The following is a 13,880-nucleotide window of genomic DNA, read 5'->3' as shown; positions in this document are numbered from 1 at the left end:
AACACAAGCTAGGTATATAATGCTAAATAAAAAATTTCTTACAATGGGTTTCATCTCAACGGCTGCCGCACTTAGTTTATTATACTCTACATCGCTTTTTGCGACAGTTCCGCAAGAACCTACCAAGGAAGCATCAAGACTACAAGCTTTGGCAAAATTCACTAAAGTTTTAGGAATCGTTGAAAAATATAACGTCGATGACATAACGCTTCAAGAGCTTATAGACAAATCCCTTCAAGGATTGATGACCAACCTTGATGCGCATTCCACATTTTTAACTAAAAAAAGTTTCGAAAATTTAAAAGTTCAGACGGACGGAGAATTTGGCGGTCTGGGTATCACAGTAGGCATGAAAGACGGTGTTTTGACCGTGATCGCGCCTATTGAAGGCACCCCTGCGGACAAAGCGGGGCTCAAAGCCGAAGATATCATCTTAAAGATCAATAATAAATCGACACTGAACATGACCATCGACGACGCGGTCTCGCTTATGCGCGGAAAGGTCGGAACGCCGATAGATATAACGATAGTAAGAAAGAGCGAAGCAAAGCCTCTGCATATCCATATCGTAAGAGGAAATATAAAGATCCAATCGGTATATACAAAACAGATAGATAACGATATTCTCTATATACGGGTCACAAGTTTTGACAAAAAAGTCGTCGACGGTGTCAAGAGAGCTCTTAACAGATTTAAGAAAAAAGACAAAGGGATCATTCTAGATCTTAGAAACAATCCGGGCGGTTTGCTCGATCAGGCTGTCGGGCTTGTCGATCTTTTTGTGGACAAAGGAGTTATCGTCTCGCAAAAAGGACGTACGAAATCAGAAAATCAAGTTTACAATGCCACATCGAGCGCTACTATCACCAAGATGCCGATAGTCGTTTTAATCAACGGCGGAAGCGCAAGCGCATCGGAGATCGTAACGGGTGCTCTTCAAGATCATAAACGTGCCGTCATTGTAGGTAAGAAAAGTTTCGGAAAAGGAAGCGTTCAAGTCGTACTTCCGATCTCCGAAGACGAAGCGATAAAGCTGACTATCGCCAGATACTATCTGCCGAGCGGACGTACCATACAAGCCGTCGGTATCACGCCTGATATCGAAGTAGACCAGGGTGAAGTGAAAACACAAGGCACTAACGAGTTTATGATAAAAGAAGCCGACCTTAAAGAGCATCTTAAAAAAGAGCTGCAAAAAGATTCGGGCAAAGTCGTAAAAAAAGATACGAAAAAAGAGTCTAAAGACCACATCATAACGCAAGAACAGCTTCAAAAAGACCTTCAGCTCAAAGAAGCCGTCGGAATAATAAAAGCATTAATCATAACAAAAGGATAGAATAAACATGGAAAAACGTGAACTTCTTTATGAAGGGAAAGCTAAAAAACTGTTTACGACAGATGACAAAGATTTGGTAATTTCTGAATTTAAAGATGATCTAACTGCGTTCAACGGTCTAAAGAAATCGAGCGAAACGGGTAAAGGAGCTCTAAACAATAAGATCTCTACCGAGCTTTTCAAACTGCTTGAGGCAAACGGCATTCAAACTCACTTTGTAAAGATGCTTGATGACAACCATATGCTGCATAAAAAAGTCGACGTTATCCTGATCGAAGTCATCGTGCGCAATATCGCGACGGGAAGCCTGAGCAAGAATCTCGGCATCGAAGACGGAAAAGTTCTTCCGTTCACTTTGGTCGAATTTGATTACAAAAACGATGCACTCGGCGATCCGAAACTAAACGATCAGCACGCTTTGATACTCGGACTTGTCGAGTTCCAGGACGAACTTGACAAGATCCGCCGCATGGCAAGACAGATAAATGATATCCTGCGCCCTTACTTTGCCGACAAAGGCTTGAACCTTGTGGATTTCAAACTGGAATTTGGAAAAGACAGCAGCGGAAATATTATCCTTGTCGATGAGATCTCTCCGGACAACTGCCGTTTCTGGGACGCAAAAACAGGCGAGAAAATGGATAAAGACCGTTTCCGCCAGGGTCTGGGCGGACTTAAAGTAGCCTACGAAGAAGTTTTAAATAGAATATTAGGAAAATAAAAATGACAGCAATTGTGAACATATCTCTAAAAAACGGTGTATTGGATTCTCAAGGAAAAGCGGTACACCATGCACTCGATTCCCTTCATTTCGAAGGGATCAAAGATGTCAGAGTGGGAAAACAGATAGTTTTAAAACTTGATACCGAGGATCATGACAAAGCACGCGAAGAGGTTACAAAGATGTGTGAAGACCTGCTTGCCAACACAGTCATCGAAGATTATGATATCGAGCTTATAAAATGAAAGTAGCGGTACTGCAATTTCCAGGTACGAACTGTGAATACGACACGGTTTACGCGTTTAAAAAACTCGGTGCCGATACGGAAGTGGTCTGGCACAAGGATGAATCTCTGCCAAGCGATATTGATCTTGTCGTAGTCGCAGGCGGATTTAGCTACGGCGACTATCTTAGAAGCGGTGCTATTGCCAAGTTTTCACCTATCATGAAAGCCGTCAAAGAGTATGCGAACAAAGGCGGAAAAGTGCTCGGTATCTGTAACGGCTTTCAGGTACTTACCGAGTCCAGACTGCTTCCTGGCGCCTTAAAGAGAAACGACAAGCTTCACTTTATCTCCCGTCATCACCATCTAAAAGTCGTATCCAACGATAATATATTCTTGGAAAAACTAAACGTGGATGATGTCGTGAATGTTCCTATCGCACACCATGACGGAAACTACTACATAGACGAAGAGGGTCTAAAAGAGCTTTACGCGAATAATCAAGTTCTTTTAAAATATACGGATGCAGACGGCGAGATCTCAAATCCTAACGGATCTGTAGACTCTATAGCGGGTATCTGTAACAAGAACAAAAACGTATTTGGTCTTATGCCCCACCCTGAACGCGCCATGGAATCTCTTCTTGGAAGCGACGACGGGATCAAGATGCTAGAAGGATTTTTAAGCGCGTGATACGCTTTATACTCTTTGTTTCGCTCATCTTCTGCTTCTCCTATGCACAAGACGCTATCGTACAGTCTCAAGATACGCAGCAGACAAACCCGAAGGTAGTATATCTCTCTTACGATTCCGTTCCGCAAAGAGTCATCAACGGAGAGATATTTCCCGTGACGATCAAATCTCTTTCGACAAAACCCAATTATCAGGAGATCACTTTTTCTTTTGAAAACGGCAGCGGCGTTAACCTCATCGAAGAGAGTTCAAGCCATACCAAAAACGGAAAGTATTTTTATGATACTTTTTACTTTCAAGCTGAAAAAAACGATGCCATACTTCCCGATTTCATAGCTTCGGTCTCAGATGCCAACGGTGCTCCCTACCCGACGACGACAAGGCTCAAAGGGCAAGACCTTAATGTCATCACCCTAAATCCAAAAGACACTTTTTCCAATATTATTGCCGATTCGTTCAGTATAACCAACTACAAGATCACGAGCTATGACAAAAACTTCAACATCGTCCTTTTCACGGCCGTAGCAGCAAGAAGCGATCTTTCGAATTTCCATATAAACAATGTAGCAAAACAGGGGATCGAATCGCTTGACAACAACTTTATGAGTCCGAAAGTGACCTACTATGCGATCATAAGAAAAGATATCGAGAACTTTACGTTTTCATATTTCAATCTTCAAGAACAAAGATTTAAAAAGATATCTCTTCCCGTAGTCGTAGATGATGACAGAGTAACCACTCAAAGCGACCTCAAACCAAAAGACCAGCAGTTTTCAAAGATCAAAATAGCGGCGGCGGCTTTTGTTCTGGTAGTTCTATTGATCTTGGTACTCTGGAAGAAAAAATATATCTATCTTATCTTTTTGATAATACCGATAGGATATATCGTATATGCCCTGAAACCCTCACAGATAATATGTGTAAAAGAGGGTTCGAATATATACCTGCTTCCCTTAAAGAACGGAACTGTTTTTGAGCAGCTGCCTGCAAAAAACTATCTCGAAGTAGAAGGCACTACAAAGGGATACAAAAAAATAAAACTAGACAATAACAAGATCGGATGGGTCAATAATGAAGATATTTGCTCGAATTAGCTGGGCATACGCCACTTTCATAATATTTACCGCTATGGCATTGATGATAGCGATATTTAAACTGGTTCCACAGCCAAAAGCACAGAAAATCGCTGTAAGATTCATACAGCTGCTGACACTCTGGTCGTTTGAAAAAAAAGGCAAAGAAGATCCTCATGCGCAGATGTTCTTGATCAACCATCAAAGCGATCTCGATATTGCTCTTATGGAACTTTCATCTTCAAGAGATCTGGCATGGGTCGCAAAAAAAGAGCTTTTCGATATTCCCTTTTTCGGACTTACCCTTCGTCTGCCAAACGACATTCCTATCGAGCGTGAAAGCAAAAGCTCGCTTGTCAAACTGCTAAAAGCAAGCAAGGACAGGCTTGATAAAGGCAGAGTCATAACTATCTTTCCCGAAGGGACAAGAAGTACCACGGGAAAGATGCTGCCTTTTAAGCCGGGTGCAAAGATGGTAGCGGACAAATATGCTCTTCGCGTCCAGCCGGTAGTCTTTATCGCAACATCATCCTGCTATAATATAAAAAAATATTACTACAAACCAAAAAAGGTCAAGGTGATATTCTTAGACTCGTTTATTGCAGATAAAGACGATGCCGAGTGGTTGAACAATCTTAGAATAAAGATGCAAAAGGTGTACGATGATGAGTTGGCAAACAATACTGGCAATAGGTAGCGGAGGTTTTATAGGAGCTGTCCTGCGATCATACTTAAACGGAGTGATCTCTCACAGAGTGCCGCATGACCTTCCTTTTGGGACGCTGGGCGTAAACCTCATAGGAAGCTTCATCATGGGTGTGCTTGTGGCATATTTCATGTACACTGCATTTTTCTCTCTGCATATAAAGAGTTTTCTCTCCACGGGTATACTCGGAGCACTTACCACCTACTCCACTTTCGCGATCGAAAGCTTTATGCTTATTGAAAGGGGAAGCCTGACTCTTGCATTCCTCAATATGGGATTAAACGTTTTTGGAACCGTCCTTATGGCAGGCGGCGGGTTTTATACCGCAAAATACTTTATCGACGCGGCTAACTGATCCTTATGATCTCATCGGCACACCATGCCGCAAGATCGATCTCATGAGTGATAAGAAGCATCCCCATATCCGAAAGCTGGGTCAAAAGCATCTTCATCACGTCAAGCTGGATCACATTATCAAGTGCGGATGTCGGTTCGTCTAAGAGCAGAAGTTTCGGTTTCATCAGCAATGCTCTGATAATAGAAGCACGCTGCAGCTGTCCGCCGGAAAGTTCATGAGAAAGTTTATGCAGCTGTGAAGATTCAAGGTTCATCGCATCCAGATAGGTCTGAATCTCTTTTATGTCGGCTACGTCTTTTATCTGATCGATTATCTTGTAGCTTGGATGAAAAGAGCTGTATGGATCTTGAAAGACTTGAGAAACATTCAAACAGGTGATCGTTCCCTTATGCGGTTTTAGATTACCGAGGATCAGCTCAAAAAGCGTGGATTTGCCTGCTCCGCTCTCCCCTACGATCGCTTTTATCTCTCCTTTGTGCAGAGACAGAGAAAAGTCTTTATACAGCAGCTTGTCTCTGCCGTACCCGAAAGTCAGATCTTCTACATGCAGGACTTTTTCACTCAACGTATCTGACCGCTTCCGTATATTTTGTATTTATATGTCGTAAGTCCCTCTATGCCCATAGGTCCGCGGGCATGAAGCTTGTTCGTACTGATACCGACCTCTGCTCCAAAACCGAATGCCCCGCCGTCTGTAAACCTTGTAGACGCATTGAGATATACCGCGGCCGCATCGATCGAGTTTAAGAACTTTTCGGCAGTCGTGACATTTTGCGTGATAATGGCTTCTGAATGCCCCGAACCGAATCTTACGATATGCCCGATCGCACCTTCTACTCCCTCGACTACTTTTATGTTAAGGATATTGGCAAGATACTCCGTATCGAAATCCTCGTCACTTGCCTGTGCGACCGTGATGATCTCCTGAGTCGAAACACAGCCTTTAAGCGATGTTCCTTCTGCATCGAACGCCTCTTTGAGCTTAGGAAGCGTGTCTTTTGCTATCTCTTTATCGACCAAAAGCGTCTCCATGGCATTACAAACACCCGGACGCTGCACTTTTGCATTGATTGCGATTTTGATCGCATCTTCTATATCCGCATCCTTGTCGATATAGGTATGACACTGCCCTTTGTCATGTTTGACGACGGCAACGGTGGCATTGTCGCTTACATAGCGGATAAGCCCTTCTCCGCCGCGGGGAACGATCAGATCGACATATTTGTCCATCTTGATGAGTTTTGCGACACCTTCGCGCGAAGAATCAGGCAGAAGAGAGACCATGGATCTTGGCAGGTTGTTCTTAGCCAATACTCCTCTTAGTGCTTCAGCGATGGCGACATTGGAGTTTTCCGCTTCTTTTCCGCCCTTTAGTACACAGACATTGGAGCTTTTGAAACAGAGGGCTGCGGTATCGCTTGTGACGTTCGGACGAGATTCATAGATGATCCCTATAACGCCGATAGGAATGGAAACCTTTTCTATTTTCAGTCCGTCTTCCGTCACCCAGCCATCAAGTATGCGCCCGACGGGTTCTTTCAATGCCGCTATCTCTTCAACGGCGACTGCCATCGCTTCTATGCGCTTTTCATCAAGATAAAGTCTGTCTTTTAAAGCGGACGAAAGATCGTTCGCATCGGCTTCTCTCATATCTAAAGCATTGGCTTCTATGATATTCATCGTATTTGAACGAAGAGAGTTGGCCATCTCTCGCAGTATCCTGTTCTTATCCGCTCCGCTGAGTTCGTTTAGAACCCGACTTGATGCTTTTGCCTCTTTTAAAAAATTTTCCATATTAACGCCTCTCATTTTTTTCTCATACCGAATAAAACAGTAGTTTTGATATGAGATCGGTCTTTAGACCAAAGTGTCGTAGACCTCTTTTAGTTTTTTGTATAAAAGTTCAGGTTTTATATCGCCGTTCTCTTCCCAGATACGTTTCATTATAACATTATCTTCCGACCCGTTCCAAATCTTGATATACGATCCCTCTTTGTAGCCGTGATCCTGACGAAACTGGTTCAATATATTTTTCCCTACATACAGTCGATACAGACTCGTGATATCAAGTCCGCTCATAGTGACGAGTTCGAAGAAATGGTTTACCATATTCGAGATGTCCGGGCTTTTGCGGCTGAGCGCGTCGATCATCAAAAGTTCGACCTTTTCTATTATTTCACTCTGCGAAGCAAATGAAGAGTTCTCTCTTTGTACCGTTTCATACGCCGGAAGTTCCGCGATCTGTGCTGCTAGATCCTCTAACTGACCGCGCATGTTTTTGGCATACTCCTCAATGGCAAGACTCATAATAAAATGCCACACGTCGACGACTTCTATCTTCAAGTTGTCCCAGTCGGGATCTTGCGATATGTTCTTCCAATGTTTCCATGAAAAGCTGTCTATCATCTCGGCACACTCCATGTATATACATCTCTTCCAGTTTATCTCTTTGCCGTTTTTCGTGATGCCCTCTGTCCAGTTTTCACCGTTTGTCGAATCATTTAACTGCTGCTGCAGCTGTAACATCATCAATATCTTGTCCATCTCTAACCTTTAAAAAACTATTGCTGTATTCTACTGATTTATTAATAAAAAGATTATTACCTAAGTCTCGTTGCTTTATAATATGATAAAATTTTGTAAAAAGAGAAGAATGAGTGTTATGCAGCGTGTCAATTGCAGAAGATGTATCTACTACTATGTTACCTGGAACTCTTCGCAGCCCCATGGGTGCAAAGCGTACGGATTCAAATCCAAGATGATCCCTTCAATGGTGGTAAAACAGAGCAGCGGGGTCGAATGTTCGTTTTTCAGACAGAAGCCTGCGCCTTCTCCCAAATAAGTTTTTTTCCGAATCCGAGATTATTATCGGTCATCTTAAAATACTCTACCTCAATGCGCCAAAGAGTCGGGTTCATAGCCAAAGCATAGGGGAATCTTTTAAAATAACTCTTTGCTTCATCTTCGCATGTAAGCATCACTCCCTCGAACTGGACACCCTGTATCTTTCCGACGATATCGGTCTCAAGATGAACGCTTCCGGATACTTTCGGATTTGACAGGACGTTTTGAATATGCTTTGTTTTTCTATCCGACGCCACGATGAAAGCGTTCTTCTCTTTATCATAAGCATAAAAAAGGGTACATGAAGAGGGTGCACCCTCTTTGCATGTAGCGAGCGAAAGGGTATGATGTTTCTCTAAAAAAGAGACGATCTTTTCTAAATGCTTGTTCATTAAAACTTTATATCTTTATAGAGATACTTCTCAAAAAGCTCAATCTCGTTTATCTCTCTTTTCAAGAGCATCATTTTTCCGATCTCATCCTGGTTTATCGTATCGAATATCTCGACGACGCTCGTTATTTTATAGTAGCTTCTTAAAAAATCTATCAAGATATCAAAATTGTCTTTTTCGTTGTCTTTTATAAACTTTGTCTGCTTGTGTATCTTATATTCTTCCCAGTTTATCTCTATCATAGAACCTCCCCCAATGCTTCATCTAACTGTTTCATGGCCTTTTTCATTATCTGCGCGGATACTGCAAAGTTCAACCTCATAAATCCGCTTCCCTCTTTTGAAAAGGAGATGCCAGAAGACAGACCGAGCCCGGCTTTATTTACAAAAAAATCTCTTAGCTCTTTGTCGCTAAATCCCATTTTAGAACAATCCAGCCATGCCAAATAGGTACCTTCGGGAACGATAAATGAGATTTTATCATTATATTTCTTGCAAATATCACTTAAAAGCGAAATATTTTTCATAAGATGCGTCTTTAATTCGCCGAGCCACTCTTCACCCTCACTGTACGCACTTTGTGTAGCCGTATGCCCGAGTATCGTTCCTTGGGCGAAATGTATATTGTCATATACTTTTTTAAATTTTTCCCTCAAATTTTCATTAGAGATCGCAACTGTGCTTATGGCAAACCCTGCAAGATTAAAACTTTTTCCCGCGCCGAGGGCCGTCAACGTGATATTCCTTACATCTTCGCCGAGACTTGCAAAAGGGATATGTTTGTTAGGCGCATATACAAGGTCGCTGTGTATCTCGTCGGAAAAAACAACGATGTTATGTTTGAGACATATCTGCGCGATCTTTTCAAGTTCCTCTCTTTTCCAGACCCGCCCTACCGGATTATGCGGAGAGCACAAAAGCAGAAGTTTCGTGTCTTTGTCTATCTTTGAAAGCAGGTCGTCTAGATCAAAAACATACATTCCGTCTTCCTCTCTTTTCAAAGGGTTAAACAGAACTTTTCTGTTATGACGGACCACGCTCTTAAAAAACGGAGGGTAGACGGGTGTCTGTACGATTATCTTGTCACCCTCGCCGCTAAAGGCTTCAATGGCCGCATTAATGCTTGCTACGACCGAATGAGAATAAAGCATATCCTTCTCTTCAAAACTGATGCCGTGATGCTTTTTCATCCACTTTATCTGCGCTTTATACATAGACGAAGGGGCCTCTTCATATCCGAAGTTAGGGTGCTCGAGCCGCTTTTTCAAGGCTTCTATGATAAAAGGAGGCGTATCTATATCCATATCCGCAACCCACATAGGGATGAGATCGCTCCTGCCGAAAAGTTTTTCTCTTAGAACATATTTTTCGGCATTCGTCCCTTCTCTATTTGAAGATACAAAAAAATCGTATTTCATCTTTTTTTCCACACGCTCATCTGCGAGATCGTATGCTGATATTTTCTAGCCGTTTCTTTTATAACGAAAGGGATCTCCCGCATATCTATGAACTCAAATTTTTCGGCAAGGATCTTTTTAAGATTATCGATGGTTCGTATCTCGTTGCCAAAGCCGTCTTTGTATCCGCCGAGCCAAAGCTCTTTAGCCGTAGAACTCTCCTGCCATGTATAAGGTGAGGTCAAGATCAATAGCCCGTCTTTGTTCAATCTCGTACCGATCGTTTGCAAAAAGAGTCCAGGATCATAAAGTCTGTCGATAAGGTTTGTCGCCATAATAAGGTCATAAGAGTTCAGATTGGGTTTAAGATTGCAGGCATCACCCTGCCAGAAACTCACTTTATCTTTTACATTTTCATAGCCCAGCTCTTTGAGAGTGGTTCTTTTTAAACTGTAGAGATCACCCTCCTCTTTTGAACGATACGCTATGTACCCTTCCTCTTTCAATCTTGTAGCCACGGAGATGAAACGGGCAGAAAAATCAACCCCTTCGACCTCATCGAAATAAGCCGCAAGTTCAAAAGAGCTTCTTCCCGTCGCACATCCTAGATCCAATGCTTTTGTCCTGTTTTTTATATATGCCGAAGCTTGTTTTACGCAGGCAAGGGCAAAATTTTCTACTCCGAAATATTCGTCTCCGTATTGAAACTCGCAGTACTGGGATACAAGCTCGTCACTTTCATATATATCCGTTTTTTTCTCATCGTTTTGCATAGAGTTTACGACATATCTAAAACCCGCATGCTGATAAAAATGTCTTCTAAAGGCATAACGGGCATGCTTCATGATCTCATTTCCTGTACTTATGAAGGAACCGCCCTTTATGAGATTATGCTTGCCGTCAAACGTAGGAGTAGAGAAATCGTCATAGGCATTATGAATTTTAAAGCCGCTAAATCCGTCTATAGGCGTATCCGTCCACTGCCATACATTGCCCACGACGTCATAAACGCCGTTAAAAGAGAATCTGTCCACACTGCAGGAGGAAAGATGATGAGAAAGGTTGATATTGGCATTTTTATCATCAAAGCTCGGTACGTCTTTCAATCCGGCATGCTCATAAAGTCTGTACCATTGAGCTTCGCTCGGCAGCGAATATGTAATGCCGTCGCGTCTGGAGATATACCTGCAATACGCCTGCGCTTCAAGAGCGTTAACGTCGACAGGCCAGTTCTTTGGCATATCTACGATCCTGCTTATAGTCCTGTATTTAAAGCCTGTCTCTGTTTTGACCCAAAAAGGAGGATATTTCGCACCTCTTATCTGCAGGAATTTCAAACCCTCTTCATCCCAAAGCGTCTCATCCTCATAACCGCCGCTTTTTACAAACTCCAAAAATTCACCGTTGCTTACCAGAAACTTCGAGACTTTAAAATCATCTACTCCGCACATAAACGTTCCGTATTCGTTATCCCAGCCGTACAGATGATGATTGAAATCTTTTCCAAGCCGCAGCGCAGCACCCTTGATGTCTACCATGGCATTTAAAGGAAAATCTTCCCGTCCGTCATCAAAGATATCGAACTCTTTTACCTCTTTTATAAACTCTATGGGCATCTGACGGTGAAGGACCGAAGATGTCTCTATGTGTATGCGCTCATGTTCGATGCCCATCAGTATGATCCAAAAAGGATCTTCCCATTTTATGGGCAATGTAAGGGGAAGGTCGGTGATAAGAGCATCGACGACTTCTCTTACTTTGTCTCTGTATTGTCGTACTTCGCTTACTTTGGGCCATCTGTAATGCTCTTCGTCAAGATCATCCCAAACCATCTCGTCCACGCCGATGGCAAAGATCGATTCAAATTCGGGATTGATCCGCTCTTTGATGATCCCCGCAATCACAAGCTTGTTTATAAAAAAGGCTGCGGTATGACCGAAATAAAATATCATAGGATGGCGGGAGGGCTCGGATTGCCTGTAAAAGACACTTTCATCTTTTAAAAGGTCAAAAACCTTTTCAAACATATCATAACTGTTATGAAAATACCTGCGTATCTCTTCACGTTTATCGCCATCGTCCGTCAGTGTAGGAGGATAACTGTAATATCTGTTCAAAACTCTGCCTTTTGCTATGTTATATAATACGTGATCGGCTCCGGCTTTCCTATGTAAAAACCTTGGGCATAATCTACCCCGAGCGATCTTACCGTTTCGAGTATCTCTACCGAAGATACAAACTCCGCGATCGTCTCCACCTTCATCTTTTGCGCCAGGTCCACTATGGTCTCGACCATTATCTGGGAGTTCTTGTCTCTGTCGATGTTGGATATGATCGAAGAGTCTATCTTGATGTAGTCGATAGGAAGATTAAGCGCATGCGAAAAGTTGGAATATCCGCTCCCAAAATCGTCCAACGCTATTTTTGCACCGTATGACCTGATCTTTTTACAAAACTCCAAGACCTCTTCGTAATCTTTAAAGTCTTCGGTCTCCAAAAGCTCGATAGTTATGAGGTTATTATACTCAAAACTATCAAGCTTTTTATAGATGAACTCCAAAGTGGCTTTGCTTATCACGTCATCGACGGAAATATTTATGGAACATGGTATCTTATATTTTTGAATGACATCCAGTGTATTTTCCACCACTACCTGCGTAAGCTTTTGGTAAAGCCTGTGCTTTTTGGCCACATCGATAAAGGTGACAGGAGCCATGATCCTACCCTCTTCCATAATTCTTACGAGAGATTCATATTTTTTCGGTTTTGTTTTATCTTTAAGCGGCAGTATCGGCTGAAAATAGGATATTACCGTATTGTTCTCAAAAGATCTCAAAAGAATATTGTAGCACTCGATTATCTTGATATGCTCCTCTTCTATTTTTTTATCGTCTTCAAATATCCCTAGAGAGATATTTTTCTTTTTGGCATTTTTTAAAGCCATATCGGCATAAGCGAGCATCTTCGAGGCACCGGAAAAAGAGAGCCCGGCACTCATGATGAGATTGAATTTTTCATCTTCGTATCGAAACTCATTATGTTTATACTCTTCAAGAAGCTGCTCGATCGCGGTGATAAAATCGATCTTGGAAAGATTGGTTTTTTCTACAGCTATGACAAACTCGTCTCCTGTGATATGGTACAGTCTGTAGCCGTCTTTTGATATATATTTATTTATAAAATCGGCACTCATCCGCAGCGCTATATTTCCCGTATCCTCACCGTAAATATCATTGAACTGTTGAAATTTATCGATATCGAGTATTGCCATGTATATAAAATCGGTCTCCTGCATATCCAAAAGCAGCTGATTCCTATTGGGCAGTCCACTCAAATAGCTTGTATATATCTTGGAGTGAAGCTCCTCTGTTTTTTTCTCGATCTCTTTTTCCAAATCGTCGTTATACTTTGCGAGTTCGCTTTTGAGATATCTCTGTTCTCTTTCCGCGTCTTCGGCACGTTTGAGCTGTGTCTTTGCTTTAGAATTCAATGCGATAAGCTTATATATGGAAAAGAAGATAATCAAGAACGAAACGCTGAACGATAAAAATATCCTGAATTTCATATCGGCATTGGTAGCTCTGAGATTATGTATATCTTTTTGAAGTTCATTTTTCACCAGCGCTAGCAAAGCGTTCGTATCTTCGCTGAACTTTTTGTTTATCTTGCTAAATCCAAGCAAAGCGTCTTCTATATCTTCTGTGTTATTGCTGTTTAACGCCTCGTTGATGGATTGATTCACCGCTTCATAACCGACCACTCTGCGTCTGATAATATCGATCTTTTCAGCCAGCTTGTCATGCTCGATATCGATATTTTTTAAAAATCTGCCCACGTTGTCCACGTCGTTTTTTATATTTGTAAAAGAGTCTTGAAGATTGTCTCTTGTTGATTGATTGTTCAATATAATGGCAGTCAGGACATCGGAATTGTTTATCTTGATGTCGTTATCCAGTTTGTATGCAAGTTCTGAGAGTCTGAATTGTTCGTTTACTATGAAATCGATGATCTTATTTGTCGACTTCATACTTTGAATACTGAGATACAAAGGGACAGCCATAAAAGCCATTCCGATGGACACGTATAGATAGAGTTTTCTTTTAAACTTCATGGCTTCTCAAATCCGGCATCCGTGCTT

16 protein-coding genes are annotated in these 13,880 nt (G+C 42.0%); 8 read left to right on the top strand and 8 right to left on the bottom strand.

Translation table 11 applies throughout. The annotated features are described in order from the left end of the window. Positions 1 to 19: 19 nt before the first annotated feature. From WCY03_RS03335 to crcB, 7 genes are read left to right on the top strand one after another with little or no spacing between them, the layout of a single operon-like run. Positions 20 to 1,336 (top strand): S41 family peptidase, encoded by a 1,317-nt coding sequence (locus tag WCY03_RS03335; RefSeq protein WP_345993577.1) that lies wholly within the window; start codon positions 20 to 22, stop codon positions 1,334 to 1,336. A gap of 7 nt (positions 1,337 to 1,343) precedes the next feature. Continuing rightward, positions 1,344 to 2,057: a phosphoribosylaminoimidazolesuccinocarboxamide synthase gene (gene purC, locus WCY03_RS03330; protein ID WP_345993576.1), complete on the top strand. Its 714-nt coding sequence runs from the start codon at positions 1,344 to 1,346 to the stop codon at positions 2,055 to 2,057. Between the two features lie 2 nt (positions 2,058 to 2,059). Further along, positions 2,060 to 2,302, top strand: a complete 243-nt coding sequence (purS, locus tag WCY03_RS03325) for a phosphoribosylformylglycinamidine synthase subunit PurS (protein ID WP_345980571.1) — start codon at positions 2,060 to 2,062, stop codon at positions 2,300 to 2,302. Continuing rightward, positions 2,299 to 2,973, top strand: coding sequence for a phosphoribosylformylglycinamidine synthase I (gene purQ / locus WCY03_RS03320; RefSeq protein ID WP_345993575.1), 675 nt, complete (start codon positions 2,299 to 2,301; stop codon positions 2,971 to 2,973). The genes purS and purQ overlap by 4 nt, the downstream gene beginning before the upstream one ends. Further along, positions 2,970 to 4,067, top strand: coding sequence for a hypothetical protein (locus WCY03_RS03315; protein WP_345993574.1), 1,098 nt, complete (start codon positions 2,970 to 2,972; stop codon positions 4,065 to 4,067). Before purQ ends, WCY03_RS03315 begins: the two co-directional genes overlap by 4 nt. After that, positions 4,045 to 4,743, top strand: a complete 699-nt coding sequence (locus WCY03_RS03310; RefSeq protein ID WP_345993573.1) for a lysophospholipid acyltransferase family protein — start codon at positions 4,045 to 4,047, stop codon at positions 4,741 to 4,743. Before WCY03_RS03315 ends, WCY03_RS03310 begins: the two co-directional genes overlap by 23 nt. Further along, positions 4,712 to 5,107: a fluoride efflux transporter CrcB gene (crcB, locus tag WCY03_RS03305; RefSeq protein ID WP_345993572.1), complete on the top strand. Its 396-nt coding sequence runs from the start codon at positions 4,712 to 4,714 to the stop codon at positions 5,105 to 5,107. The genes WCY03_RS03310 and crcB overlap by 32 nt, the downstream gene beginning before the upstream one ends. Here the strand turns inward: crcB and WCY03_RS03300 are convergent. The 3 genes from WCY03_RS03300 to WCY03_RS03290 form a co-directional block, all read right to left on the bottom strand. Next, positions 5,100 to 5,675 carry an ATP-binding cassette domain-containing protein gene (locus tag WCY03_RS03300; RefSeq protein WP_345993571.1) on the bottom strand — a complete coding sequence of 192 codons (576 nt, stop codon included), beginning with the start codon at positions 5,673 to 5,675 and terminating at the stop codon, positions 5,100 to 5,102. The two genes, crcB and WCY03_RS03300, sit on opposite strands and share 8 nt — an antisense overlap. Then, positions 5,672 to 6,904, bottom strand: coding sequence for a glutamate-5-semialdehyde dehydrogenase (locus WCY03_RS03295; protein ID WP_345993570.1), 1,233 nt, complete (start codon positions 6,902 to 6,904; stop codon positions 5,672 to 5,674). The genes WCY03_RS03300 and WCY03_RS03295 overlap by 4 nt, the downstream gene beginning before the upstream one ends. A 63-nt stretch (positions 6,905 to 6,967) precedes the next feature. Further along, positions 6,968 to 7,654, bottom strand: coding sequence for a dUTP diphosphatase (locus WCY03_RS03290; protein WP_345993569.1), 687 nt, complete (start codon positions 7,652 to 7,654; stop codon positions 6,968 to 6,970). 109 nt (positions 7,655 to 7,763) lie between these two features. Between WCY03_RS03290 and WCY03_RS03285 the strand changes: the two genes are divergently transcribed. Further along, on the top strand, positions 7,764 to 7,952 hold the full coding sequence (locus WCY03_RS03285; protein ID WP_345993568.1) for a uracil-DNA glycosylase: 189 nt from the start codon (positions 7,764 to 7,766) through the stop codon (positions 7,950 to 7,952). Here WCY03_RS03285 and WCY03_RS03280 read toward each other — a convergent pair. The 5 genes from WCY03_RS03280 to WCY03_RS03260 are packed head-to-tail and all read right to left on the bottom strand — an operon-like array spanning position 7,921 to position 13,853. Continuing rightward, positions 7,921 to 8,346, bottom strand: coding sequence for a pyridoxamine 5'-phosphate oxidase family protein (locus WCY03_RS03280; protein ID WP_345993567.1), 426 nt, complete (start codon positions 8,344 to 8,346; stop codon positions 7,921 to 7,923). The two genes, WCY03_RS03285 and WCY03_RS03280, sit on opposite strands and share 32 nt — an antisense overlap. Next, positions 8,346 to 8,588 carry a hypothetical protein gene (locus WCY03_RS03275; RefSeq protein ID WP_345993566.1) on the bottom strand — a complete coding sequence of 81 codons (243 nt, stop codon included), beginning with the start codon at positions 8,586 to 8,588 and terminating at the stop codon, positions 8,346 to 8,348. The genes WCY03_RS03280 and WCY03_RS03275 overlap by 1 nt, the downstream gene beginning before the upstream one ends. Beyond that, positions 8,585 to 9,763 (bottom strand): PatB family C-S lyase, encoded by a 1,179-nt coding sequence (locus tag WCY03_RS03270; RefSeq protein ID WP_345993565.1) that lies wholly within the window; start codon positions 9,761 to 9,763, stop codon positions 8,585 to 8,587. Before WCY03_RS03270 ends, WCY03_RS03275 begins: the two co-directional genes overlap by 4 nt. Beyond that, positions 9,760 to 11,859 carry a 5-histidylcysteine sulfoxide synthase gene (gene ovoA / locus WCY03_RS03265; protein WP_345993564.1) on the bottom strand — a complete coding sequence of 700 codons (2,100 nt, stop codon included), beginning with the start codon at positions 11,857 to 11,859 and terminating at the stop codon, positions 9,760 to 9,762. Before ovoA ends, WCY03_RS03270 begins: the two co-directional genes overlap by 4 nt. A 14-nt stretch (positions 11,860 to 11,873) precedes the next feature. Then, on the bottom strand, positions 11,874 to 13,853 hold the full coding sequence (locus tag WCY03_RS03260) for a bifunctional diguanylate cyclase/phosphodiesterase (RefSeq protein WP_345993563.1): 1,980 nt from the start codon (positions 13,851 to 13,853) through the stop codon (positions 11,874 to 11,876). Positions 13,854 to 13,880 lie beyond the last annotated feature (27 nt).

Origin of the sequence: Sulfurimonas sp. HSL-1716, assembly GCF_039645975.1 — a bacterium.
Taxonomy (GTDB): domain Bacteria; phylum Campylobacterota; class Campylobacteria; order Campylobacterales; family Sulfurimonadaceae; genus Hydrocurvibacter; species Hydrocurvibacter sulfurireducens.
This window is presented reverse-complemented; position numbering and strand designations above follow the sequence as displayed.

Coding starts and splice junctions, on each gene's coding strand:
- WCY03_RS03335 (WP_345993577.1), top strand. CDS start 20: ATGCTAAATAAAAAATTTCTTACAATGGGTTTCATCTCAACGGCTGCC.
- purC (WP_345993576.1), top strand. CDS start 1,344: ATGGAAAAACGTGAACTTCTTTATGAAGGGAAAGCTAAAAAACTGTTT.
- purQ (WP_345993575.1), top strand. CDS start 2,299: ATGAAAGTAGCGGTACTGCAATTTCCAGGTACGAACTGTGAATACGAC.
- WCY03_RS03295 (WP_345993570.1), bottom strand. CDS start 6,904: ATGGAAAATTTTTTAAAAGAGGCAAAAGCATCAAGTCGGGTTCTAAAC.
- WCY03_RS03275 (WP_345993566.1), bottom strand. CDS start 8,588: ATGATAGAGATAAACTGGGAAGAATATAAGATACACAAGCAGACAAAG.
- crcB (WP_345993572.1), top strand. CDS start 4,712: ATGAGTTGGCAAACAATACTGGCAATAGGTAGCGGAGGTTTTATAGGA.
- WCY03_RS03270 (WP_345993565.1), bottom strand. CDS start 9,763: ATGAAATACGATTTTTTTGTATCTTCAAATAGAGAAGGGACGAATGCC.
- WCY03_RS03290 (WP_345993569.1), bottom strand. CDS start 7,654: ATGGACAAGATATTGATGATGTTACAGCTGCAGCAGCAGTTAAATGAT.
- WCY03_RS03260 (WP_345993563.1), bottom strand. CDS start 13,853: ATGAAGTTTAAAAGAAAACTCTATCTATACGTGTCCATCGGAATGGCT.
- purS (WP_345980571.1), top strand. CDS start 2,060: ATGACAGCAATTGTGAACATATCTCTAAAAAACGGTGTATTGGATTCT.
- WCY03_RS03285 (WP_345993568.1), top strand. CDS start 7,764: ATGAGTGTTATGCAGCGTGTCAATTGCAGAAGATGTATCTACTACTAT.
- WCY03_RS03280 (WP_345993567.1), bottom strand. CDS start 8,346: ATGAACAAGCATTTAGAAAAGATCGTCTCTTTTTTAGAGAAACATCAT.
- WCY03_RS03310 (WP_345993573.1), top strand. CDS start 4,045: ATGAAGATATTTGCTCGAATTAGCTGGGCATACGCCACTTTCATAATA.